The sequence below is a fragment of the Butyricicoccus faecihominis genome, assembly GCF_024462775.1.
Classification (GTDB): Bacteria; Bacillota; Clostridia; order Oscillospirales; family Butyricicoccaceae; genus Agathobaculum; species Agathobaculum faecihominis_A.
Genome location: NZ_JANGCE010000006.1, coordinates 20,036 through 42,393, shown reverse-complemented (window position 1 = coordinate 42,393; position 22,358 = coordinate 20,036). Strand labels below are relative to the sequence as shown.

Below are 22,358 nucleotides of genomic sequence, written 5' to 3'. Positions count from 1 at the left end.
TGGTTTTCCTCACTTATTATAATGCACCGCCGGTCGATGCGCAATCCCCAATGCACAAAAGCGCCCTCCGGATCAAATATCCGGAAGGCGCTTTTTGCGAGGGATAATAAAGATAAGGATAAGAAGGTGGTTAGGAGGCGGCGATATTATTCATCGTCCTGCAGCGCGTCGAAGCCCTCCGCGCCGGTGCGCACCTTGATGACGTTTTCCACGTTGTAAACAAAGATCTTACCGTCGCCGATGTGTCCGGTATACAGGACCGCCTTGGCCGTTTCCACAACGGTCTCGACCGGCACGGCGGACACGACGACCTCCATCTTGATCTTGGGCAGCAGGTTCACATCCACCTCGGCGCCGCGGTAATACTCGGTCGCGCCCTTCTGCACGCCGCAGCCGATGACGTTCGCCACGGTCATGCCGGATACGCCGATCTGGCTCAGCGCGTCCCTGAGCGCTTCAAACTTGGACTGCTTGGTAACGATGACGACCTTGGACAGCTTGTGCGCGCCCGCTTCGTCCGTCACTCTGGTAACGGGCACCGCGTGCTCGACCGCCACCGGCGCGCCCGCGGCCTGCACGGCCTGCATTTCGCCCGCCTTGGTGCCCAGCACCTGCGGAACGACCGGCATAAAATCCGCGTAGGCGGAAACGAGGCCGTGCTCGGGCTGGTCAAGACCCATGACCTCCTCCGCCGTGGAAACGCGCAGACCGATGGTGTGCTTGATGAGCTGGAACACGATGGTCATCGTGACGGCAACCCACGCGATGACCGCGACGACGCCGAGCACCTGAACGCCGAAGAAGCGGAAGCCGCCGCCGTAGAATAGGCCGAGCGGCGCGCCCGCGTCGTCCGTCAGGTAGTAGGCCAGCAGGCCGGTCAGCAGCGTGCCGGTCGCGCCGCATAGGCCGTGCACGCCGACCGCGCCGACCGGGTCGTCTACCTTGACCTTCTGGTCGATCAATTCAATGCCGAACACCACGACAAAACCTGCCACGATGCCGATGACCGCCGCGCCCACCGGCGTTACGGCGTCGCAGCCCGCGGTGATCGCGACCAAGCCAGCCAGCGAGCCGTTCAGCGTCATGGAGACATCGGGCTTCTTATAGCGCAGCCACGTGATGCACATTACCGTTACCGTAGAAACCGCGGCGGCAAGGTTGGTGGTGACGAACACACGGGCCGCGGTCTCGGCCGCGCCGCCCGAAAGGGCCACCGTGGAACAGCCGTTAAACCCGAACCAGCAGAACCATAGGATAAATACGCCGAGCGCGCCCAGTGTGAGCGAGTGGCCGGGAATCGCGCGCGCCTTGCCGCTCTTCGCGTACTTGCCGATACGGGGGCCGAGAATCAGCGCGCCGACAAACGCCGCGACGCCGCCCACCATATGCACCGCGGCGGAACCCGCGAAATCATGGAAGCCCAGTTCGGCCAGCCAGCCGCCGCCCCAGATCCAGTGGCCCGAGATCGGATAGATCAGAGCCGAAATGACCATGGAGTAAATGCAGTAAGCGGAAAACTTGGTGCGTTCCGCCATCGCGCCCGACACGATGGTCGCGGCGGTCGCGCAGAACACGGTCTGAAAGATCAGCGTGGACCAGCTGTGTCCCTCGCCCACAACGCCGTCGGCCAGAAAATCAAAGCCGCCGAAAACGCCGCTTGCCGAACCGAACATAATGCCAAAGCCAAGCAGCCAAAAGATCGGCGTGCCGAGGGAAAAATCCATCAGGTTCTTCATGATGATATTGCCCGCGTTCTTGGCGCGGGTAAAGCCCGTTTCTACCATTGCAAAGCCCGCCTGCATAAAGAAAACGAGCGCCGCGCCGAGCAGAATCCAACCGGTGTCAAGCGCGCCTGCCAACATAGTGATGTCCATTTTGTCATGTACCCCCTTAAAATTTAAAAAGGCGTGTATTCTCCCCGCCTTTTACGGGGAAAATACACGCCTTTGTGTACGGGTCATTCAGTTTTTCCGCTGTGCGATCAAACGTAGAAGAGAATGTCGGAATAGGTCGGGAACGGCCAGCCCTTCTTAGCGACCAGACATTCCAGCGCGTCCGCCGGTTTACGCGCGGCTTCCATCGCGGGAATGACGGCGTCGTGGTAGTAATGGGCGCTCTGCTCCGCCGAGCCCTTGGGCGCCGAGGCCACCGCCTCGTCCAGCGCGTCGCAATGGCTGGAAAGCGTTTCGATCAGGGACGAAAGCTCGGCAACCAATTTGGCTTCCATACCGCCCGTTACGCCGATATCCTGCTTGAGGCGCGCGGTCTTGGCCACGCTCTGCTCGTATGCAAGGCACGCGGGCACGATCTCCTGCCGGATCATTTCGATCATGGTGAGCGCTTCGATGTGCAGCGTCTTGGCGTACTCCTCAAGCAGGGTCTCCTCGCGGCTTTCCATCTCCGCGCGGGTATAAACGTTGTGCTGCGCGAACAGCTTCAGGTTTTTCTCATCCGTGTAGTGCGGCAGCGCTTCGTCCGTCGAACGGAAATTGGACAGGCCGCGCTTTTCCGCTTCGACCACCCAAGCTTCGTCATAGCCGTTGCCGTTGAAGATGATGCGTTCGTGCTTTTTGATTTCGCGGCGGATCAGCGCGGACAGCGCGCTGTCGAAGTCCTCGGCCTTTTCCAGCTCGTCGCAGAATACGCGCAGCTCCTCCGCCACGGCGGTGTTGATCATGATATTGGCGCACGCGATATTAAAGGACGAACCCAGCATGCGGAACTCGAATTTGTTGCCGGTAAAGGCAAAGGGCGAGGTACGGTTGCGGTCGGTCGTGTCCTTCGGGATATCGGGCAGCACGGCGACGCCGAGGTCCATCTTGGTCTTTTCCACATCGGTGTAATCGGCGCCGGAGACGATCGCGTCCAGAATACCCTGCAATTCGTCGCCGATGAACATGGAAACGATGGCCGGAGGCGCTTCATCCGCGCCCAGACGGTGATCGTTGCCCGCGTTCGCCACCGAGATACGCAGCAGATCCTGAAACTCATCCACAGCCTTGATCACGGCGGTTAGGAACAGCAGGAACTGCGCGTTTTCGTGCGGGGTCTTGCCGGGCTCGAGCAGATTTTCGCCCTCGTCCGTCGAAAGCGACCAGTTGTTGTGCTTGCCCGAACCGTTGACGCCGTCAAACGGCTTTTCGTGCATCAGGCAGATGAAGCCGTGCTTCTGCGCGACGCGCTTCATGACCTCCATCGTCAGCTGGTTATGGTCGGTCGCAATATTGGTGGTGGTGAACACCGGGGCCATTTCGTGCTGGGACGGCGCCACCTCGTTGTGCTTGGTCTTGGCGAAGATGCCGAGCTTCCAAAGCTCCTCGTCCAGCTCCTGCATGAACGCGGCCACGCGGGGACGGATGGAACCGAAATAATGGTCCTCCATCTCCTGCCCCTTGGGCGGCTTGGCGCCGAACAGCGTGCGGCCGGTAAAAATCAGATCCTTGCGCTTTGCGTAATCCTTCTTTTCAATCAGGAAGTACTCCTGCTCGGGGCCGACCGTGGTGGTCACGCGCTTGACGTCCTTGCCGAACAGCTTCAGCACGCGGCTGGCTTGCAGGCTGATCGCGTCCATCGAGCGTAGGAGCGGCGTTTTCTTATCCAGAATTTCGCCGGTGTACGAGCAGAACGCGGTCGGGATGTATAGTGAGCCGTCCTTGACAAAGGCGTAGCTCGTCGGGTCCCACGCGGTGTAGCCGCGCGCCTCGAACGTGGCGCGCAGGCCGCCGGAGGGGAAAGACGATGCGTCCGGTTCGCCGCGCACAAGCTCCTTGCCGGAAAACTCCATCATCACGCCGCCGTCGTCCGTCGGGGAGATGAAGGAATCGTGCTTCTCGGCGGTGATGCCGGTCATCGGCTGGAACCAGTGGGTGTAGTGGGTCGCGCCCTTGCTGATCGCCCAGTCCTTCATCGCCGTGGCGACGACCGCGGCAACGGCGGGGTCAAGCGCCTTGCCTTCCCGAATGGTCTGCTTGAGCTTCTTGAAGGTGTCCTTGGGCAGGCGCTCCTTCATCACGGTCTCGTTAAAGACCATGCTGCCGAACAGCTCCGGTACATTGCTTGCTGTGCTCATGAATGGTTCGCTCCTTACTGTAGTAACTTTACCTGTCATGATTTACCCGGATCCCCAAAAGAATGCGGGAAAATAAAAAAATGCGCTGCGGGTCGTGTTCCCACAGCGCCTTTGCTGTTTACACGCTAAATTATAGATTCGCCTGCCGCCTTTGTCAAGGGAAAACCCGTATTTTTTTCGTTTTCGGGCGTTTTTTATGATAAGAGAGTAAATCCGGCATGGTGAAGCGCCCGGTTTTTATGCAATTTGTGAAAACTTTGCGAAAAGGGCCCTTTTTCCGCTTGACGAACGCCCTTTCCATGCATTATGATTAAAAACACGGACAAAGGCGTCCGCTGCCCGGAAGGGGCCAAACTGCACGTTTGGTTCTTTTCGGGCGGCGGGCGCTTTTTTGTTTTGATAAGGAGGAACCACCCATGCTGCAAAAAGAAGGTCAGGTACGCATTCCGGCCGGCTGCGCGATCTCCGGCATTTTCCATAAGGACGGCGCGCGCGAAAACGGCGCGCGTATCATAGAATCCATCCGCATGATGCACGACCGCTCCAACGGACTGGGCGGCGGCTTTGCCGGCTACGGCATCTACCCCGAATACGCCGACTACTATGCGCTCCATGTATTCTATGATACGCAGGCCGCCAAGGAAGAATGCGAACGCGAGCTGGAACGCCATTTCGATATCGTCAACCTTTCCAAGATCCCGACCCGCCGCCACCCCCGCATCAAGGACGAGCCGATGATTTGGCGGTACTTTGTCGCCCCACTGCCCACCCGGCTGGCCGCCAGCCAGCTCGACGAGCGCGAGTATGTCGCCCGCTTCGTCATCCGCGTCAACCATACGCTTGCGGGCGCGTACATCTTTTCCTCCGGCAAAAATATGGGCGTGTTCAAAGCGTCCGGCTTTCCGGAGGATGTGGGCGAATATTACATGCTGGAAAACTACGAAGCCTACTCGTGGACGTGCCACGGCCGCTACCCGACCAACACCCCCGGCTGGTGGGGCGGCGCGCACCCCTTTGCCCTGCTGGACTGGGCGGTGGTGCACAACGGCGAAATCTCTTCCTACGATGCAAACCGCCGGTTTATTGAAATGTTCGGCTACTCCTGCGACCTGCTGACCGACACCGAGGTGATCACCTATATCGTCGACTACCTCAGCCGCCGGGTTGGGCTGACGCTGGAAGAGGTCAGCCGCGTGCTCGCCGCGCCCTTCTGGTCCACCATTGAAAAGCAAGAGCCCGCTGAGCGCGAACGCCTGACCTATCTGCGCAACGCCTTCGCTTCCCTGATGGTGACCGGCCCGTTTTCCATTTTGGTTGGCTTTACGGGCGGCTTGATGGCGCTGAACGACCGGCTCAAGCTGCGCAGCATGGTCGTGGGCGAAAAAGACGAAACGGTGTTTATCGCATCCGAGGAGTGCGCGATTCGCCGCATCTCGCCCGAACTCGATTCGATCCGTGCGCCGCGCGGCGGCGAGGCGGTCATCGTCACCCTGAACTTTGGAGGGAATCAGTAATGGCTATCGATTTTTTATATCCGGAATACGAGGTCGTGCGCAACAAGGACCGCTGCATCTCGTGCCGCGTCTGCGAGCGGCAGTGCGCGAACGAGGTACACCGCTTTGACCCCAGCTTCGGCTACATGACGGCGGACGAATCCAAGTGCGTTTGCTGCCACCGCTGCGTCGCGCTGTGCCCGACGCGCGCGCTCAAGATCGTCAAGACCGACCATACCTTTAAGGAAAACGCCAACTGGACCGGCAAGGCCATTTCCGAGGTATACCGGCAGGCGGGCACGGGCGGCGTGCTGCTCTCCTCCATGGGCAACCCGGAGCGGGGCCCCATTTACTGGGATAAGATCTTGATCAACGCGTCGCAGGTCACCAATCCTTCGATCGACCCGCTGCGCGAGCCGATGGAGACCAGAACCTTTCTCGGCAAAAAGCCGGGTCGGATCGAACGCGACGAGGAGGGGCGCATCCGTCCCAACCTCTCCCCGCAGCTTAAGCTGAACATGCCCATCCTGTTTTCCGCGATGAGCTACGGCTCGATCTCCTATAACGCGCACGCCTCGCTCGCCCGGGCCGCCAAGGCGCTCGGCACCTATTACAACACCGGCGAGGGCGGCCTGCACGAGGATTTCTATGAATACGGCCCCCATACCATCGTACAGGTCGCCTCCGGCCGCTTCGGCGTACATAAAGATTATCTGGAGGCGGGCGCCGCGATCGAGATCAAGATGGGTCAGGGCGCGAAGCCGGGCATCGGCGGCCACCTGCCCGGCCTGAAGGTAGGCCCGGATATCTCCAAAACCCGCATGATCCCGGAAGGAACGGACGCGATCTCGCCCGCCCCGCACCACGATATCTATTCCATTGAGGATCTGCGCCAGCTTGTCTTTTCGCTGAAAGAAGCGACCGCATACAAAAAGCCCGTGCTGGTCAAGATCGCCGCCGTGCACAATGTCGCGGCGATCGCGTCGGGCGTGGCCCGCTCGGGCGCGGACGTGATCTGTATCGACGGCTACCGAGGCGGCACGGGCGCGGCGCCCACCCGCATCCGCGACAACGTGGGCATCCCGATCGAGCTGGCGCTCGCGGCGGTTGACCAGCGGCTGCGGGACGAGGGTATCCGCGATCAGGTATCCGTCGTCGTGGGCGGTTCGATCCGCAACGCGGCCGATCTGGTCAAGGCTATCGCGCTCGGCGCGGACGCCTGCTACATCGCGACCAGCGCGCTGATCGCTCTTGGCTGCCACCTGTGCCGTTCGTGCCAGACCGGCAAGTGCAACTGGGGCATCGCCACGCAGCGGCCCGAGCTGGTGCGCCGCTTGAACCCGGACATCGGCTGCGAGCGCCTTGTGAATCTCGTCACCGCTTGGGATCATGAGCTAAAGGAAATGATGGGCGGCATGGGCATCAATTCGATCGAAGCCCTGCGCGGCAACCGGCTGATGCTTCGCGGCCTAGGCCTCACCGACCGCGAGCTTAAAATCCTCGGCATCAAGCACGCGGGAGAATAACGAAAGAATGAGGTAGGAGGTAGGAGTGAGGTAGGAATGAGGAGTTAGGAGTTAGGAGTTGGATTATCGGCTTTGCCGATAATCCTAATTACCGAAGCGGTTGGCTTCCCAAACTTCCACCTTTCTAACGCCTCCTGCCGACGCTATCATTACTAATTACTAATTACTAACTCCTAACTCCTACTTCCTAATTCCTAACTCCTAATTAAACGAAAGGGTGTTGATAAAAGTGACCATCACTGCAAACCTTACCTATTATAAAGAGCTGGGTGAAATGATCCGCGCGCAGCCGGACAGCGAGTTGACGATCGACCGGGTGGTGGGCCAGCGTTATATCGGCTGCGGCTCCGCCGGTAAAAGGCTCACGGTGCGCGGCACGCCGGGTAACGGACTTGGCCAGTACCTGAACGGCTCCACGATAGAGGTGTTCGGCAACGCGCAGGAAGCCGTCGGCGACACGATGAACGCGGGCGATATCATCATTCACGGCTCTTGCGGGGATACCTGCGGCTACGGCATGCGCGGCGGGCGCATTTTTATCAAGGGAAACTGCGGCTACCGCGCGGGCATCCATATGAAGGCCTATCAGGAGCAGTGCCCGGCGGTCGTCATCGGCGGGCGGGCCGGTTCGTTCCTTGGCGAGTATCTGGCCGGCGGCCTGATCTTAGTGCTTGGCCAAGGCGCCGGCGGCGCGTATCCTGTCAGCAATTTCTGCGGCACGGGTATGCACGGGGGCAAAATTGTGCTACACTGTGATAAAGTGCCAGAGGATTTGCCCCGTCAAGTGCTCGTACGCGAGGCAAGCGAAGCCGACCGCGCCGAGATCGCCCCCCATATCGACGATTACTGCCGCTTTTTCGGCGGCGACGCGGCGGCGCTCAAAGCCCAGACGTATTATGTGCTGACGGCCAACCCGGACGCGGGCTACCACCAGCTTTACACCTATAATTAGCGCTAAAACAGGAGGTTCGGAACCATGGATCAGACCAAAAGCGAAGTGATTTCGTTCATTGAGGAAAACGATGTGAAGTTCATTCGCCTTGCTTTCTGCGATATCTTCGGCAACCAGAAAAATATTGCCATCATGCCGGCGGAGCTGCCGCGCGCGTTTGAAAGCGGCATCCATTTCAACGCCGCGGCGCTCAAGGGCTTTCTCAACGTGGCCGATTCCGACCTGCTGCTCTTCCCCGACCCGGCCACGCTCGCCGTGCTGCCGTGGCGGCCCAGCCAAGGGCGCGTGGTGCGGTTTTACTGCGATATCAAATATCCCAGCGGCGCGCCCTTTGAGGGCGACGGCCGCCAAATTCTGCGGAGCGCCTGCCGCCGCGCCCAGCGCGCGGGCTACTCGCTCACCATGGGCACGGCGAGCGAATTCTACCTGTTCGAGCTGGATGAAAACGGCCACCCCACGCTGACCCCGCACGACCACGGCGAATACTTCGATATCGCGCCGCTCGACCGCGGCGAAAACGTGCGCCGCCAGATCTGCCTGACGCTGGAGGAAATGGGCATCCAGCCGGAATCCTCCCACCACGAGCAGGGCCCCGGCCAGCATGAGATCGATTTCCGCTACGCCGAGGTCATGGAGGCCGCCGATAACTTTTTAACGTTTAAATCAGTCGTCAAATCCATGGCCATGGGCAGCGGCCTATTCGCCAGCTTTTTGCCCAAGCCCCTGCCCGACGCCCCGGGCAACGGCCTGCACCTGAGCCTTTCCATTTTTAAAAACGGAAAGAACCTGTTTCACCCCTGCTTCACCGAAGCAAAGGAAGGGCAAAGCTTTGTCGCCGGCGTGCTGCGCCGCGCGGCGGAGATCACGATTTTCGGCAGCCCGCTCACCAACTCCTATTCCCGCCTTGGCGAATTTGAAGCGCCCAAATACATCACTTGGTCGCACCAAAACCGTTCGCCGCTCATTACCATTCCCCTCATGGCGGACGGCATGCCAAACCGGCTGAAGATGCGCGCGATGGACGGCTGCATCAATCCATATATCGTGCTTGCGCTGATTATACACGCCGGGCTGGACGGTATCGACGAAAAGCTGCCGCTCGCGCCCGCGTGCGATATCGATCTGTTTACCGCCCCGCCCGAGGTCGTCGCGCGGTATCAGGCCCTGCCCGCCTCGCTGTGCGACGCGGTGCGGCTGGCACAGGCATCGGACTTTATTCGCGGCATTTTGCCCGCGCGCACGCTGGAAAGCTTTTTCGCCGCCAAACAAAACGAGCACGACCGCATCGCCTTGTCGGACGACCGGCTTTCAGCCGAGCGCCAGCTGTATTTCGAGCGATACTAAGCCTTTGTCCAACCCAATGGAGAAGGAGGGAAATCATTCGTTGGAACGCATTCTGATCGTTTCCGCAGCCGATAAGGCCTATCGCGCGCTCTGCTCCGTATTGACCGGCGGCGGCGTTAGGGCCGAATTTTCCCTTGCCCGTTCGGGGGTCGAGGCGCGCCGGGGCCTTGCCCAAACAGAATACAGCCTTATTTTTGTCAACACGCCGCTGCCTGACGAATTCGGCCACGAACTGGCGCAGGCCGCGGCGCATGAAACGCTTGCGGGCGTGCTCCTTCTGGCCGCCGCCGAGGTATCGGACGCGGTCAGCGAAAAGGTGGAACTGGACGGCGTGTTTGTGCTGCCCAAGCCGCTCGACCGCGTGATGCTTTTTCAGGCGCTGCGCATGGCGCGCGCCGCGCGCAGCCGCTTGACCGGCCTGCAAAGCGAAAACCGCAAGCTGCTGCGTCGGATCGAGGATATCCGTCTGGTGGACCGCGCCAAGTGCCTGCTCATCGAATGCCGCGGCATGACCGAACCGGAAGCGCACGCCTATATCGAACGCCGCGCCATGGACCGGCGGCAGACCAAGCGCGCCGCCGCCGAGGCGATCTTGAACGGCGAAGCTTGAACGGCTGAAAAATTTTTGTCTTTTTTTCTGCCGGATAGAGAATTTCGTACGATTTTATGATATACTGAATGGTGTATGAGCAGGTTTGAACCCGCCCATGCGCCATTTTTTAGTTCAAGGAGTGATTGCACGTGAAGCTGGCTTTCACCAAAATGCACGGCTGCGGCAACAATTACATTTATTTCAACTGCTTTGACCAGACGGTGCCCGATCCGGAAGCGCTATCCGTCCGGCTGAGCGAGCCGCATTTTGGCATTGGCGGCGACGGCGTCATACTCATTTCCCCATCGGACAAGGCGGACGCGCAAATGCGCATCTTCAACGCCGATGGGTCGGAGGGCAAGATGTGCGGCAACGGCATCCGCTGCGTCGGCAAGTACCTGTACGATAACGGCATGGTGAACGGCCGCACCACGGTTACGGTGGACACGCTTTCCGGCGTAAAAACGCTGCGGCTCGCCACCGAAAACGGCAAAGCGGTAACGGCAAGAGTCGATATGGGCGCCGCGATCCTGCAGCCGGACCTGATCCCGGTCGCGCTCGACGGCGACCGCGTGATCGACGCTCCCCTCGTCGTGGACGAAAAGGTTTACCATATCACCTGTGTTTCCATGGGCAACCCGCACTGCGTGATCTTCAGCGAGGAGGACATCGATTCGCTGGATCTGACCCGCATCGGCCCCAAGTTTGAACACCATCCGCTGTTCCCCGAGCGCGTCAACACCGAGTTCGTGAACGTTCTAAAGGACGGCACGCTCAAAATGCGCGTGTGGGAACGCGGCAGCGGCGAAACCTGGGCCTGCGGCACGGGCGCGTGCGCGGTCGGCGTGGCGGCCTGCCTTGGCGGGCATGCGCAAAAGGACAGCGATATCACCGTGCACCTGCGCGGCGGCGATCTTTTGATCCGATATACAGACGAAACCGTGTTCATGACGGGCGCGGCGACAACCGTATTTAAGGGGGAAATAGAGTTATGACAAAATACATCTTCGTGACCGGCGGCGTCGTTTCCGGTCTGGGCAAGGGCATCACGGCGGCGTCCCTAGGGCGGCTGCTGAAAAGCCGCGGCCTTAAGGTCGCGGCGCAGAAGCTCGATCCGTACATCAATGTCGATCCCGGCACGATGAGCCCGTTCCAGCACGGCGAGGTCTACGTCACCGACGACGGCGCCGAGACCGATCTGGACCTTGGCCACTACGAGCGCTTTATCGATGAGGATCTGAACAAGTTTTCCAACCTGACGACCGGCAAGGTCTACTGGAACGTGCTGAACAAGGAGCGCGCCGGCGAATATCTGGGCGAGACCGTGCAGGTCATCCCCCACATCACCAACGAGATCAAGTCCTTTATCCATTCGGTGGGTAAAAAGACTTCGGCCGATGTGGTCATCACCGAGATCGGCGGCACGACGGGCGATATAGAATCGCAGCCCTTCCTCGAAGCCATTCGTCAGGTCGCGGTCGAGGTAGGCCGCCGCAACTGCCTGTTTATCCATGTTACGCTCGTGCCCTATATCTCGGGCTCGAACGAACCCAAATCCAAGCCCACCCAGCACTCGGTCAAGGAACTGCGCGGACTTGGCATTTCGCCGGACATCATCGTCGCCCGCGTCGACCGTCCGATGGACGATGATATCAAGCGCAAGATCGCCATGTTCTGCACCGTTTCGGAGGACTGCGTCATTGAAAACCGCACGCTGCCCGTGCTGTATCAGGCGCCCATGATGCTGGAGGAGAGCCACCTTTCCGACATCGTCTGCCGCGAACTCGCCATCGGCGCGCCCAAGGGCGACATGTCGGAATGGACCGCCATGCTCGAGCGCATCGCGGCCCGCAAGGAGCATGTCAAGATCGCGCTGGTCGGCAAATATGTCAAGCTGCACGACGCTTATCTCTCCGTTGCCGAGGCGCTTCAGCACGGCGGCTATGAAAACGGCGTGTTCGTCGATATCGAATGGGTCGATTCCGAGGAACTGACGGCCGCGACCGTGGACAAGCTTCTGGGCGAGATCGACGGCGTTATCCTGCCCGGCGGCTTCGGCCCCCGCGGGATCGAAGGCATGATCTGCGCGGCCAATTATTGCCGCACGCAGGGCATCCCCTATTTCGGCATCTGCCTTGGCATGCAAATCGCTGTGATGAGCTACGCCCGCAACGTTTTGGGCTTTGCGGACGCGAATTCCAGTGAATTTGACGCCGATTCCACCCACGCGGTGATCGACCTGATGGAAAGCCAGCAGGGCATTTCCAAAAAGGGCGGCACGATGCGCCTTGGCGCTTACCCCTGCAAGGTGCGCCCGGGCACGATCATGGCTTCGGCCTACGGCGAGGAGATGATCTCCGAGCGCCACCGCCACCGCTATGAGTTCAACAATGTTTTCCGCGAGGAGATCGAAAGCCACGGCATGATCATTTCCGGCACCTCGCCCACGGGCGAACTGGTCGAAACGGTTGAGATCCCGTCCCATCCGTTCTATATCGGCGTGCAGTTCCACCCCGAATTTAAATCCCGTCCCAACCGCGCGCATCCGCTGTTCAAGGCGTTTGTCGCGGCATCTCTAAAAAGGAGCAACGAACATGCAGATTAATGAAAACTTTAACAATCTGGAACAGAGCTATCTGTTCTCCACCGTGGGCCGCAAGCAGCGCGAATTCGCCGCCGCGCACCCGGAAGCGGATATCATCAAGCTTTCCATCGGCGATGTGACCCGTCCCCTCGTGCCCGCCGTGATCGAAGCCATGCACGCGGCGGTGGACGAGCAGGCCCATCAGGAGACCTTCCACGGCTATGGAGACGAGCAGGGCTACGGCTTCCTGCACGACGCGCTGGTCGGCTATTATCAGACGCACGGCGTTTCGCTCGATACCGACGAAATTTTCATTTCGGACGGCGCGAAAAGCGACCTTGGCAACATCCTTGATATTTTCGGCACAGACAACACCGTGTTGGTGCCCGATCCGGTTTACCCGGTCTATGTCGACACCAACGTGATGGCGGGCCGCAAGATCGTGTTTGCCGATGCAAACGAGCAAAACGGCTTTCTGCCGCTGCCGGACGCTTCGGTAAAGGCCGATATCATCTATATGTGCTCGCCCAACAACCCGACCGGCGCGGCTTATGACCGGAAGGGCCTCAAGGCTTGGGTCGATTACGCGAACGCGCAGAACGCGGTCATTCTGTATGACGCGGCTTATGAGTGCTTCATCGAGGACGAGGCGCTTCCCCGCTCGATCTATGAGATCGAAGGTGCGAAAAGCTGCGCGATCGAGTTCTGCTCGTTCTCCAAGATGGCGGGCTTTACCGGCACCCGCTGCGGGTGGACGGTCGTTCCCAAGGCGCTGGCCGACGGACAGCTTAATAAAATGTGGCTGCGCCGCCAGACGACCAAGTTCAACGGTGTGCCTTATATCGTGCAAAAGGGCGCGGCGGCTTGCTTTACCGAAGAAGGTCAGAAGCAGATCCACGAAACGCTTGCCTACTATAAGCAGAACGCGAAGGTGCTCTCCGAAACGCTTGACGAACTCGGCATCTGGTACACGGGCGGTAAATCCAGCCCATATCTGTGGCTCAAGTGCCCGAACGGCATGGGCTCGTGGGAGTTTTTCGATTACTTGCTTGAAAACGCGCACGTTGTCGGCACCCCGGGCGCGGGCTTTGGCAAGAACGGCGAAGGCTTCTTCCGCCTGACCGCCTTCGGCGATCAGCAGCGCACGCTGGAAGCCGCGGCACGTTTAAAGAAACTGCTCGGATAAATCAAATGGGCTGTCCCTCGCGGACAGCCCATTTTTTCTAACAGAAGGGAGGATATGGCTATATGGGTGTGATCTACCCAAAAAAGTGCATTCTATGCGGCGAAGCGCTGCCGCTGGCGGGCACGGGCGCGGCCTTATTGTGCCCGGACTGCGCCCGCGCCGTCCGGCGGGATTACCGGGAAACGAGCGGCGTGCGTATTCCTGACACGGACGGCGCGGTAGCCTCCCTGCGCTACACCGGCCGCGTGGCCGAAGCCATGAAGCGCTTTAAATTCAGCCATTACCAGCACTACGCACCGTGGTTTGCCGCACAGCTCACGGCTGCGCTCACCGCCTATTTAGACGCATGGCAGCCCGACCTCGTCACCTTTATCCCCATCGGTCTGGTGCGCTGGTATCAGCGCGGCTACAACCAGTCCGAGCTGATCGCGGCGGACGTTGCCGGGCAGCTTGGCCTGCCGCTCGTTCCCCTTCTGAAAAAGCGGCGGTTCGTGCGCAAGCAATCCGCCCGGCAAGGCAAGGCCGCGCGCACCCAAAACATCAAACACGCCTTTCTCCCCATGCCGGATCACGATCTGACCGGCAAAAATGTGCTTTTGATCGACGATATCATCACCACCGGCGCCACCCTTTCCGCGGCGGCGAATACGCTGCGCGCCATGGGCGCGGCCCGCGTGTACGCCGCCGCCCCCACGGTAGCGCGGCACAAATAAAAAACCGCCGTATAGGCGGTTTTTTATTTGTACATTACCACGTTTGCCAATCAAAGCTATCGCTCAGATCCAAACCGTAAGCGTCCTTTACGGTTACGTCAAAGCGTATGCTGCGCGCGCCCGCCGGTATCTCGTAGGCCGGGAACGTGGCGCGGCAATACAGCGTGGCGGAAGTCATCTCAGCCATATCGCTTTGGTAGCCCATATTGTCCAGCGCCACTGCACCGAGCTTGGTCTCGCCGGCGGTCATGGTCGCGGTGCCGCTGACCGGATAGTTGCCCCCGCCATCGGGAATGGCTATCTTTAGAATAAAGGTGCTCTCCCCGATTCGATCATCCTGCCGATCGCCGCCTTCTGCCTCCATGCCTTCAATGGTGAGGGCATACTGGCTTCGCATGTCAAAATACTCCGTGACCGGCAGGCTACGTGTCTTACCATCCTTAGTCAGCAGCAAAAACGCCTGATAGCTGTCTTCCAGACCGATCCGCACGCTGGCGTTGTATGCGCCATCCACCCACGCGGCGTCGGCCGACTCGGTCGTTCCATTGCCCTTGAGCATGACCTGCGCGGTCTCGGCCTCGTCGCGCTCCACCGGTACGATCTGAAAGGTAAAGCACAGCTTGCCGCTGGCGCCGTCATAGTCGCACTGCTCCGTAAAGCCCGCGATATCCCCGCTTGTGAAGGAAGGCTGCGGCTCAGACGGTACATAGACCGTACCGCCGCCGAGTGGCAGGCTATCCACCTGCCCTTGCAGCCGCGCGACCCAGACCAGTGAGACCACGCTACATATCGCGCTCACGGCAAACAACAGCGCGAGGCCCCCAATGACCCACTTGGTCTTTTTCGTCAGCTGAGGCTGATCGGATACGGAAAAGCCCGCCGGCGTAACGACAGCCGCCTGTTCTTCGGAACTGTCCTGCTGCTCTTTCCCGGGGAATGGCTCGTTCGGCCGCAAGAGCGCGTCTACCGTCACGCCAAACAGCTTTGCCAGCTCGACCAGATTGTCCATGCCCGGCACGGCCTGATCGGCCTCCCACTTGGATACCGCCTGTCTGGAAAGCCCCAGCTTGTCGGCCAGCGCTTCTTGGCTCAACCCCTGTTCCCGGCGAAGCGCCGCGATCTTCTCTCCTGTCGTCATCACCCTTCACCTGCCTTTCTGCTTTCAGTGTGCGCTAGATACGCGCAAAACGCCACCAACCGGCCGTTTCTTTTTGTCAACCGGCGGTTGCCCCCTACAAAAAAGTCCCGAAAGATCACTCTTTCGGGACTTTTCACCTGCTATGTAGAACCTTACTCGATCCCTTCGTCCTCGCCCTCATGGCGATGATTCTCGGCATAATCGGGACATTTGGCCTTTGCTTCGTCCTCTGTGGCGTAAGGACAGGCGCGCACGCGGCCCTCGGTCTCCTGCAGGGCGACACAAATTTTTTCTCCCGGATTCGCGCCTCGGCGGCGGAACAGACACCAAAGCTTTTTCATGAGGTTCCTCCTTTTTTACGCTTCGTTACATTTCTATTATAGCGTGGCGCAAAGCACTTGTCAACGAAATCGTTATAAAAATATCAATGTCTTTATTCACCAAAGAACTGCTCATGAATGACCTTGACCGCCTTTTCGCTGTCCTCTTCATTGATCAGGACGGAGATCTTGATCTCAGAGGTGGAGATCATACGGATATTGATGCCCGCCATGGCAAGCGCTTCAAACATCTTGGCGGCAACGCCGGAATTAGAGGCCATGCCCGCGCCGACGATGGACACCTTGGCCACGCGCGTGGAGATGGAGACATCCTCATAACCCAGCATCGCGGCATTATCGCGCAGGATCTTGCCGACGCGCTCCGCGTCGTCCTGCGGGATGGTGAAGGAGATGGACTTTTTATTGTCGCGGCCCACCGCCTGCAAAATGATATCGACGTTGACCTTGTGCTTGGCCATGAGAGAAAACACCTTAAACGCGGTGCCGGGCGTATCGTCCACATTGATAATGGCCACACGCGCGCATTTATTATCGCGGGCTACGCCGCTTACATTCAACTTTTCCATGTTAGAGCCCTCCTTGACTTTGGTACCCGGATTACGGGTAAAGCTGGAAACGACTTCGAGGTCGACGTTATACTTCTTTGCCATTTCTACGCTGCGGTTATGCAGCACCTGCGCGCCCAGACTGGCCAGCTCCAGCATTTCATCATAAGTGATCGCGTCGAGCTTGCGCGCGCCCGGTACGACGCGGGGATCGGCGGTGTACACACCGTCCACATCGGTATAAATCTGGCAAAGATCGGCGCCCAGCGTTGCCGCGATGGCGACCGCCGTCGTATCCGAGCCGCCGCGGCCCAGCGTGGTCAGATCGCCCATCTTGTTCAGGCCTTGGAAGCCCGCGACGATCACGATATGTCCGTTGTCCAGCTCGGCCTTGAGCCGGTCGCCCGCGAGGCGCTTGATGCGCGCGTCGGAATAGTTGCTGTCGGTCTCCAGACCGATCTGCCAGCCGGTCAGCGATACCACCGCGTGGCCCAGCTTCTGGATCGCCATGGCCAGCAGCGACATCGAGATCATTTCGCCGGTATTGAGCAGAACGTCCATTTCGCGCTTGGACGGGCTTTCGTTCAGCTCGGCCGCGCGCTCGATCAGATCATCCGTGGTGTCGCCCTGCGCGGATACCACCACGACCACTTGGTTGCCCGCCTGCGCGGTGCTGGTCACGATATCCGCGACGTTTTTCAGCCGTTCGGTGTTGGCAACCGAGCTGCCGCCGAACTTTTGTACAATCAGACTCATAACTTTGTACCTTATCCTCCTTATACTCATCCCAAATAAAAACCAGCGTTTTTATTCACGCCGCCTTGGGCCGCGTGAGCGGGTCGCCCCGCCCGAGACGGTTACCGTCACTTAAAGCCGCTTCACGACCGCGCCGACTTCGTCGCAGCGCAAGAGCTGGGGCTTCCAATGCGGGTATTTTTCCTTGCAAAGCGCTTCGGCGCGCGCGATATAATCGCGGTCGCCCTTGTAGTTGATCGCAATGATGGACGGGCCGGCGCCCGATATGTACGCGCCCAGCGCGCCCAGCTCCTTCGCGTCTCGCGTGAGATCGAGGCCGCCCTCGATCAGCGGAAAACGATAGGGCTGGTGCAGGCAGTCGCCGGTGGCGACGTCCAAATTTTCCAGTTTGCCGGTGGTGAGCGAGCCGGCGAGCAGCGCGGCGCGCGCTAAATTAAACACCGCGTCGCGGTGGTCGATCGTTTTCGGCAGCGCGGCGCGCGCCTTTTCCGTGGAAAGCTTAAAATCCGGGATGAATACGATAAAATCAATCGCGCCGTGCACGGGCACGCGCACATGGTGCACATGGCCGTTTTCCAGCAGGGCCACGCAAAAGCCGCCCAAAATGGCGGGGGTGGAATTATCCGGGTGCCCCTCGATCGTCGCGGCCAAATCGATTACGGCCTGCCGGTCGAGCGGATCGCCAAGCAGCGCGTTCGCGCCCATGATGCCCGCGACCGTGCACGCCGAGGACGAGCCCAGACCGCGTGTTTGCGGAATGGCGCAGTCCTCCAGAATACGCAGGCCGGAAAGCGGCTTGCCGCATTCGTCATAGACGCGCTTGGCGCACTGGTAGATCAGGTTGCGCGCGTCCTTCGGCACATGCGCGCCGTTTTTATCCGAAATCTCGATGTGATCGGATTCCTCGATGTCGATGATGTTGTAAAGCTCCAGCGCAATGCCGATGGAATCATAGCCCGAGCCCATATTGGCGCTCGTTGCGGGAACGGTGATACGAACCATGCCTTTTCCCCTTTCCCGTTACAGCATACGCATGGCCGCGAGCACCTGCCCCTTTTGGGCCAGCTCGCTCGCCTTTTTCGCCATATCGGCGGTGGAGAGCTTGCGGGTGCGCACGACGACCACGCCCTGCACCGGTTCGGATACGCTCTCGACCGGCAAAACCGCTTCCGCGTCGGCGGAAGCGCCCTTGAAGCGGACATACCACGCGCTTTGCAGCGAATCGATCGGGCGGAGCAGATTCTTAGAGCCATCGCCCCACATGATGCGGCGGCGGTGATCCGCGTGCTCGATAGAGTCCAGCATATCCGCCGCGACGGCGGAGGCGGTCGCGAGCTTGCCCGCGCCCTTGCCGTAGAACATCACTTCGCCGGTAGCGTTGCCGTCCACCATGATGGCGTTGAACACGTCCTCCACAGCGGCCAGCGGGCTTTCCTTATGGATCAGGTGCGGCGCGACGTAGGCGTAAGCCGTGCCGTCCTCGCATCGCACCGCGCGGCCCAGCAGCTTGATAACGCAGCCGAGCTTGTCGGCGTTGGCAACGTCCTCGAGCGTGATCTTGGTGATGCCCTCGCAGCTGACCGCGTCCGGATCAAACTTATCGCCAAAGGCCAGATCGGACAGGATGCAGATCTTACGGCAGGCGTCGTGTCCCTCGATGTCGGCGGTCGGGTCCTTTTCCGCATAGCCGGATTCCTGCGCCTGCCGCAGCGCATCCTCAAACCGAACGCCGTTGTGGATCATCTGCGTTAAAATATAGTTGGTCGTACCGTTTAAAATACCGCAGATCTCGTTAAATTCATTCGCGGCCAGACATTGCAGCATGGGGCGGATGATCGGGATGCCGCCGCCGACCGACGCTTCAAACATGTAATTTACGCCATGCTCCTCCGCAATGCGGAGCAGCTCCTCGCCGTGTGTGGCGACGAGCTCCTTATTGGACGTGCACACGCTTTTGCCCGCTTCGAGGCAGCGCTTGGTAAACTGGTAGGCCGCGCCTACGCCGCCCATGACCTCGGCCACGACCGAGATCTCCGGATCGTTTTCGATCACCGCGAAATCGGTCACGAATTTATGACCATAGGGCAACGCGGAAAAATCGCGCAGATCGAGCACATATTTCACCTCGACCGGCTCGCCGACGACGCGCGCGATCTTTTCGGCGTTCATCTCGAACACCTCATATACGCCCGAGCCGACCGTGCCGTGGCCCATAATAGCTGCTTTAATCATCTTTCTATGCTCCTCCCGGAATATCTATGTTGTGCCTCCCCCATCGTTCACTCAGAGGCCAGGATTTCTACCTTACCGACGCCGTCGAGCGCTTCCGCGCGGTGCATCAGCTCTTCCACCGAATATTTCATTTCACCCGTGCGGGCCGCGATCGTCACGGAAGCCTGCCCGCGCATGGGAATGGACTGGTTCACGGTCAGCAGGTTGGCGCCGGAACGCGCCATCAGCCCCAGAATGCTGGAAAGCACGCCGGGCTGATCGTGCAGCATGAAATGAAAGGTGACGATCCGATCGGTCGTTACCTCAAAGAAAGGCCGCACGCCATCCTTATACTTATAATACGCGCTGCGCGACAGACCCGCGATCTTAGCGGCTTCGCTCGCCGTGGCGGCTTTGCCGGAGGCGAACGCTTCGTTCGCTTCGATCACGCGCTGGAACACTTCGGGCAGCAGCGAGCGCTCCACCAGATAATACTTCGGTTTTACCATGCGTTGTCCTCCCTAAAAAGACAAGTGTCTTTTTCACGCTTCAATAGCATACCATACCGCGTGCCACAAAGCAAGGGAATATCTGATAAATTTCTTCATTTTCCGCAATTCCTTTTGACAAATATGACAAAGCGCCCTGTCCGCCGGACGCACGCACCCGCCAAAGCGTAACCTTTATTTCTATGGAATTCGTATATGGTCTTTTGCACAATATCTGTGGTATAATATAAAAGCTTGTGACAAATAAAATCGGAGAGTAAAGAAACATGCAACAAAAAAACGGTAACGGCACTTTTTCCTCCAAGATCGGCTTCGTGCTTGCGGCGGTCGGCTCGGCGGTCGGCATGGGAAACATTTGGCTTTTTCCTTACCGCACCGGACAATACGGCGGCGCGGCCTTCCTGATTCCTTATCTTCTATTCGTCGCCCTGTTCGGCTATGTCGGCCTATCGGGTGAATTTGCCCTAGGCCGCCTGACCGGCACCGGCCCGATCGGCTCGTACGACTACGCGGTAAAGTCGCGCGGCAAAAAGGGCGGCTCTATTCTAGGCGCGATTCCGCTTTTCGGCTCGCTCGGCATCGCGATCGGCTACGCCATCATCGTCGGCTGGGTGGTCCGCTCGGCGGCGGGCGCGCTGACCGGCACGCTGATGAACACCGAACCCGAGACCTTCTTCGGCCAGATGAGCGGCGCACACCTCTCCAGCGTGCCATGGCACATCGTCGTCGTGGTCATCACGGCAGCCATCCTCATTTTTGGTATTTCAAGCGGCATTGAGAAGATCAATAAGGTGATGATGCCCGCTTTCTTCATTCTGTTCCTTGTAATCGCGGTGCGCGTCGTTTTTCTGCCCGGCGCGTTCGAGGGCTATAAATACCTGCTCGTACCGGATTGGAGCTATCTGAAGAGCCCGGAAACCTGGATCATGGCCATGGGACAGGCCTTCTTCTCACTTTCGGTCACGGGGTCAGGCATGATTATCTACGGTTCGTACCTGTCCAAAAAGGAGGACATCGTGCATTCCTCGGTCATGACCGCGGTGCTCGATACCTGCGCCGCCATGCTGGCGGGCTTTGCGGTCATTCCGGCGGTTTTCGCCTTTGGCCTTGATCCGCAGGCCGGTCCCAAGCTGCTGTTCATTACCCTGCCCCGCGTATTCCAGCAAATGCCCGCAGGCCGGTTATTCGCTTTCCTTTTCTTTATTTCGGTGCTGTTCGCGGGCATCACCTCGCTGGCCAACATGCTGGAAGCGGTATCCGAAGCCGCCCAGACCCGCCTTGGCCTTAAACGAAAGACCGCCGTACTGCTCGCGGCGCTGGCCACCCTTATCGTCGGCCTGTTCATCGAATACGAGCCCTACATGGGCGCGTGGATGGACGCGATCACGATCTATGTCGTCCCGATCGGCGCGGTGCTCGGCGCGATCATCATCTACTGGGTGCTCGGCGTGACCAAGGTAAAGGAAGAGCTGATGCAGGGCCGCGACAAGCCCCTCTCCCGCTCCTTCGGGTTTCTCGCCAAGTATGTCTATGTATTTTTGGCCGCCGCTGTGGTTATTTGCAGCTTCATTTACGGCGGTATCGGATAAAAACTCATGAAAAAGCTGGCGACCAATGGTCGCCAGCTTTTTATTCAATCATCGTTATGCAGTTATGCATCTAAAAAGAAAATGCTTTCCACCGGCCGTTCCAGCAGACGCGCGACCTTCATGGCCAGCTCCAGCGTGGGATCGTATTTGTTGTTTTCCATGGCCACAACGGTCTGACGCGATACGCCGAGCAGATTTGCCATGTCCTCCTGCCGCAGCCCCTTCGCCTTGCGCAGCTCTTTAATATTGTTTCGCATAAGCAGCCGCCTCCCTTTGCTTACAAAGCTAGACCAGCGATTGTCAGCAGGCCACCCAATATGCCGATCAGCGCGGCAATGCCGACAATCCAGAGCAGCGTTTTCCAAGGTGCATACGGCCGGTATTCCTCGTCGCCTTTCGTATTACGATAGCGCAGCACGAGCGTCGCGGTGCCTTGTGTCAGTAAGCCGAGCAGCAGCACGAGATTCGAGAGCGGCAAGGCCTCCCGTTTGACAAAGGAACTGTAAAATGTACAGCCAAGCAAACCAAATAACATGACATTATAGGCGATCACCACCGCTTTATACTGTATCACACGTTCCATTTCATCCATTTTGGTCACACCGAAGCGCTCCGCGACCGATCTTGCCCGTTCGGACTTTCCCTTCCTGATCCAATACGCAAAACCAAAGGACAAGCCCAGCAATAAGCAGGGTATCGCAATAAAAGCCACATATCTCATTCTCTAATCCTCCTGACAAAATGTTAAATTGTTTTGACATATGTATTATATGTCCTATTCAGCAAAATGTCAAGAACTTTTTACATTGG

At 59.1% G+C, this 22,358-nt stretch carries 20 protein-coding genes; 10 read left to right on the top strand and 10 right to left on the bottom strand.

What is annotated here, in order from left to right; all coding sequences use genetic code 11:
• Positions 1-146 precede the first annotated feature (146 nt).
• Together NE562_RS05160 and NE562_RS05155 are read right to left on the bottom strand one after the other, a co-directional pair.
• Entirely contained in the window at positions 147-1,874 is a 1,728-nt protein-coding gene (locus NE562_RS05160) for an ammonium transporter (protein WP_419195992.1), read from the bottom strand.
• A gap of 107 nt (positions 1,875-1,981) precedes the next feature.
• Entirely contained in the window at positions 1,982-4,069 is a 2,088-nt protein-coding gene (locus NE562_RS05155; RefSeq protein ID WP_280961332.1) for a glutamine synthetase III, read from the bottom strand.
• Between the two features lie 416 nt (positions 4,070-4,485).
• On the opposite strand from NE562_RS05155, the gene NE562_RS05150 reads away from it, so the two are divergent.
• The 9 genes from NE562_RS05150 (at position 4,486) to NE562_RS05110 (ending at position 14,459) form a co-directional block, all read left to right on the top strand.
• Positions 4,486-5,583, top strand: a complete 1,098-nt coding sequence (locus tag NE562_RS05150) for a class II glutamine amidotransferase (RefSeq protein ID WP_280961331.1) — start codon at positions 4,486-4,488, stop codon at positions 5,581-5,583.
• The gene (locus tag NE562_RS05145) at positions 5,583-7,088 is read left to right on the top strand and encodes a glutamate synthase-related protein (protein WP_280961330.1); all 1,506 of its coding nucleotides are present in this window, start codon (positions 5,583-5,585) and stop codon (positions 7,086-7,088) included. The genes NE562_RS05150 and NE562_RS05145 overlap by 1 nt, the downstream gene beginning before the upstream one ends.
• Before the next feature lie 229 nt (positions 7,089-7,317).
• Positions 7,318-8,040, top strand: a complete 723-nt coding sequence (locus NE562_RS05140) for a glutamate synthase (protein WP_419195991.1) — start codon at positions 7,318-7,320, stop codon at positions 8,038-8,040.
• A 24-nt stretch (positions 8,041-8,064) separates the two neighbouring features.
• The gene (locus NE562_RS05135) at positions 8,065-9,384 is read left to right on the top strand and encodes a glutamine synthetase family protein (protein ID WP_280961329.1); all 1,320 of its coding nucleotides are present in this window, start codon (positions 8,065-8,067) and stop codon (positions 9,382-9,384) included.
• 40 nt (positions 9,385-9,424) lie between these two features.
• Entirely contained in the window at positions 9,425-9,994 is a 570-nt protein-coding gene (locus NE562_RS05130; protein ID WP_280961328.1) for an ANTAR domain-containing response regulator, read from the top strand.
• A gap of 131 nt (positions 9,995-10,125) precedes the next feature.
• Positions 10,126-10,971 (top strand): diaminopimelate epimerase, encoded by an 846-nt coding sequence (gene dapF, locus NE562_RS05125; RefSeq protein ID WP_280961327.1) that lies wholly within the window; start codon positions 10,126-10,128, stop codon positions 10,969-10,971.
• Complete coding sequence (locus tag NE562_RS05120; protein ID WP_280961326.1) at positions 10,968-12,581, top strand: CTP synthase; 1,614 nt, start codon at positions 10,968-10,970, stop codon at positions 12,579-12,581. Before dapF ends, NE562_RS05120 begins: the two co-directional genes overlap by 4 nt.
• Positions 12,571-13,746 (top strand): LL-diaminopimelate aminotransferase, encoded by a 1,176-nt coding sequence (locus NE562_RS05115; RefSeq protein WP_280961325.1) that lies wholly within the window; start codon positions 12,571-12,573, stop codon positions 13,744-13,746. Before NE562_RS05120 ends, NE562_RS05115 begins: the two co-directional genes overlap by 11 nt.
• A gap of 62 nt (positions 13,747-13,808) precedes the next feature.
• Positions 13,809-14,459, top strand: a complete 651-nt coding sequence (locus NE562_RS05110) for a ComF family protein (RefSeq protein WP_280961324.1) — start codon at positions 13,809-13,811, stop codon at positions 14,457-14,459.
• Positions 14,460-14,493: 34 nt separating this feature from the next.
• Here NE562_RS05110 and NE562_RS05105 read toward each other — a convergent pair whose 3' ends face one another.
• The 6 genes from NE562_RS05105 to NE562_RS05080 all read right to left on the bottom strand — a co-directional run bounded on the left by NE562_RS05105 (position 14,494) and on the right by NE562_RS05080 (position 19,959).
• Positions 14,494-15,597 carry a helix-turn-helix domain-containing protein gene (locus tag NE562_RS05105; RefSeq protein WP_280961323.1) on the bottom strand — a complete coding sequence of 368 codons (1,104 nt, stop codon included), beginning with the start codon at positions 15,595-15,597 and terminating at the stop codon, positions 14,494-14,496.
• Between the two features lie 152 nt (positions 15,598-15,749).
• Positions 15,750-15,938 carry a hypothetical protein gene (locus NE562_RS05100; protein ID WP_280961322.1) on the bottom strand — a complete coding sequence of 63 codons (189 nt, stop codon included), beginning with the start codon at positions 15,936-15,938 and terminating at the stop codon, positions 15,750-15,752.
• 92 nt (positions 15,939-16,030) lie between these two features.
• Positions 16,031-17,239, bottom strand: a complete 1,209-nt coding sequence (locus tag NE562_RS05095; RefSeq protein WP_280961321.1) for an aspartate kinase — start codon at positions 17,237-17,239, stop codon at positions 16,031-16,033.
• Between the two features lie 111 nt (positions 17,240-17,350).
• Positions 17,351-18,241, bottom strand: a complete 891-nt coding sequence (thrB, locus tag NE562_RS05090; RefSeq protein ID WP_280961320.1) for a homoserine kinase — start codon at positions 18,239-18,241, stop codon at positions 17,351-17,353.
• Between the two features lie 18 nt (positions 18,242-18,259).
• Positions 18,260-19,471: a homoserine dehydrogenase gene (locus NE562_RS05085; protein WP_280961319.1), complete on the bottom strand. Its 1,212-nt coding sequence runs from the start codon at positions 19,469-19,471 to the stop codon at positions 18,260-18,262.
• Between the two features lie 47 nt (positions 19,472-19,518).
• On the bottom strand, positions 19,519-19,959 hold the full coding sequence (locus tag NE562_RS05080; RefSeq protein WP_280961318.1) for an ACT domain-containing protein: 441 nt from the start codon (positions 19,957-19,959) through the stop codon (positions 19,519-19,521).
• Between the two features lie 266 nt (positions 19,960-20,225).
• Between NE562_RS05080 and NE562_RS05075 the strand changes: the two genes are divergently transcribed.
• On the top strand, positions 20,226-21,548 hold the full coding sequence (locus NE562_RS05075; RefSeq protein ID WP_280961317.1) for a sodium-dependent transporter: 1,323 nt from the start codon (positions 20,226-20,228) through the stop codon (positions 21,546-21,548).
• Positions 21,549-21,610: 62 nt separating this feature from the next.
• Here NE562_RS05075 and NE562_RS05070 read toward each other — a convergent pair whose 3' ends face one another.
• Together NE562_RS05070 and NE562_RS05065 are read right to left on the bottom strand one after the other, a co-directional pair.
• Positions 21,611-21,805, bottom strand: coding sequence for a helix-turn-helix transcriptional regulator (locus tag NE562_RS05070; protein ID WP_280961316.1), 195 nt, complete (start codon positions 21,803-21,805; stop codon positions 21,611-21,613).
• 20 nt (positions 21,806-21,825) lie between these two features.
• Positions 21,826-22,269, bottom strand: coding sequence for a hypothetical protein (locus NE562_RS05065; protein ID WP_280961315.1), 444 nt, complete (start codon positions 22,267-22,269; stop codon positions 21,826-21,828).
• Positions 22,270-22,358: the final 89 nt, after the last annotated feature.

Bases quoted from the DNA above. Each gene is read 5' to 3' on its own strand.
- NE562_RS05160 (WP_419195992.1), bottom strand. From the start codon at position 1,874: ATGGACATCACTATGTTGGCAGGCGCGCTTGACACCGGTTGGATTCTG.
- NE562_RS05155 (WP_280961332.1), bottom strand. From the start codon at position 4,069: ATGAGCACAGCAAGCAATGTACCGGAGCTGTTCGGCAGCATGGTCTTT.
- NE562_RS05150 (WP_280961331.1), top strand. From the start codon at position 4,486: ATGCTGCAAAAAGAAGGTCAGGTACGCATTCCGGCCGGCTGCGCGATC.
- NE562_RS05145 (WP_280961330.1), top strand. From the start codon at position 5,583: ATGGCTATCGATTTTTTATATCCGGAATACGAGGTCGTGCGCAACAAG.
- NE562_RS05135 (WP_280961329.1), top strand. From the start codon at position 8,065: ATGGATCAGACCAAAAGCGAAGTGATTTCGTTCATTGAGGAAAACGAT.
- NE562_RS05120 (WP_280961326.1), top strand. From the start codon at position 10,968: ATGACAAAATACATCTTCGTGACCGGCGGCGTCGTTTCCGGTCTGGGC.
- NE562_RS05115 (WP_280961325.1), top strand. From the start codon at position 12,571: ATGCAGATTAATGAAAACTTTAACAATCTGGAACAGAGCTATCTGTTC.
- NE562_RS05110 (WP_280961324.1), top strand. From the start codon at position 13,809: ATGGGTGTGATCTACCCAAAAAAGTGCATTCTATGCGGCGAAGCGCTG.
- NE562_RS05105 (WP_280961323.1), bottom strand. From the start codon at position 15,597: ATGACGACAGGAGAGAAGATCGCGGCGCTTCGCCGGGAACAGGGGTTG.
- NE562_RS05100 (WP_280961322.1), bottom strand. From the start codon at position 15,938: ATGAAAAAGCTTTGGTGTCTGTTCCGCCGCCGAGGCGCGAATCCGGGA.
- NE562_RS05095 (WP_280961321.1), bottom strand. From the start codon at position 17,239: ATGAGTCTGATTGTACAAAAGTTCGGCGGCAGCTCGGTTGCCAACACC.
- thrB (WP_280961320.1), bottom strand. From the start codon at position 18,241: ATGGTTCGTATCACCGTTCCCGCAACGAGCGCCAATATGGGCTCGGGC.
- NE562_RS05085 (WP_280961319.1), bottom strand. From the start codon at position 19,471: ATGATTAAAGCAGCTATTATGGGCCACGGCACGGTCGGCTCGGGCGTA.
- NE562_RS05080 (WP_280961318.1), bottom strand. From the start codon at position 19,959: ATGGTAAAACCGAAGTATTATCTGGTGGAGCGCTCGCTGCTGCCCGAA.
- NE562_RS05075 (WP_280961317.1), top strand. From the start codon at position 20,226: ATGCAACAAAAAAACGGTAACGGCACTTTTTCCTCCAAGATCGGCTTC.
- NE562_RS05070 (WP_280961316.1), bottom strand. From the start codon at position 21,805: ATGCGAAACAATATTAAAGAGCTGCGCAAGGCGAAGGGGCTGCGGCAG.
- NE562_RS05065 (WP_280961315.1), bottom strand. From the start codon at position 22,269: ATGAGATATGTGGCTTTTATTGCGATACCCTGCTTATTGCTGGGCTTG.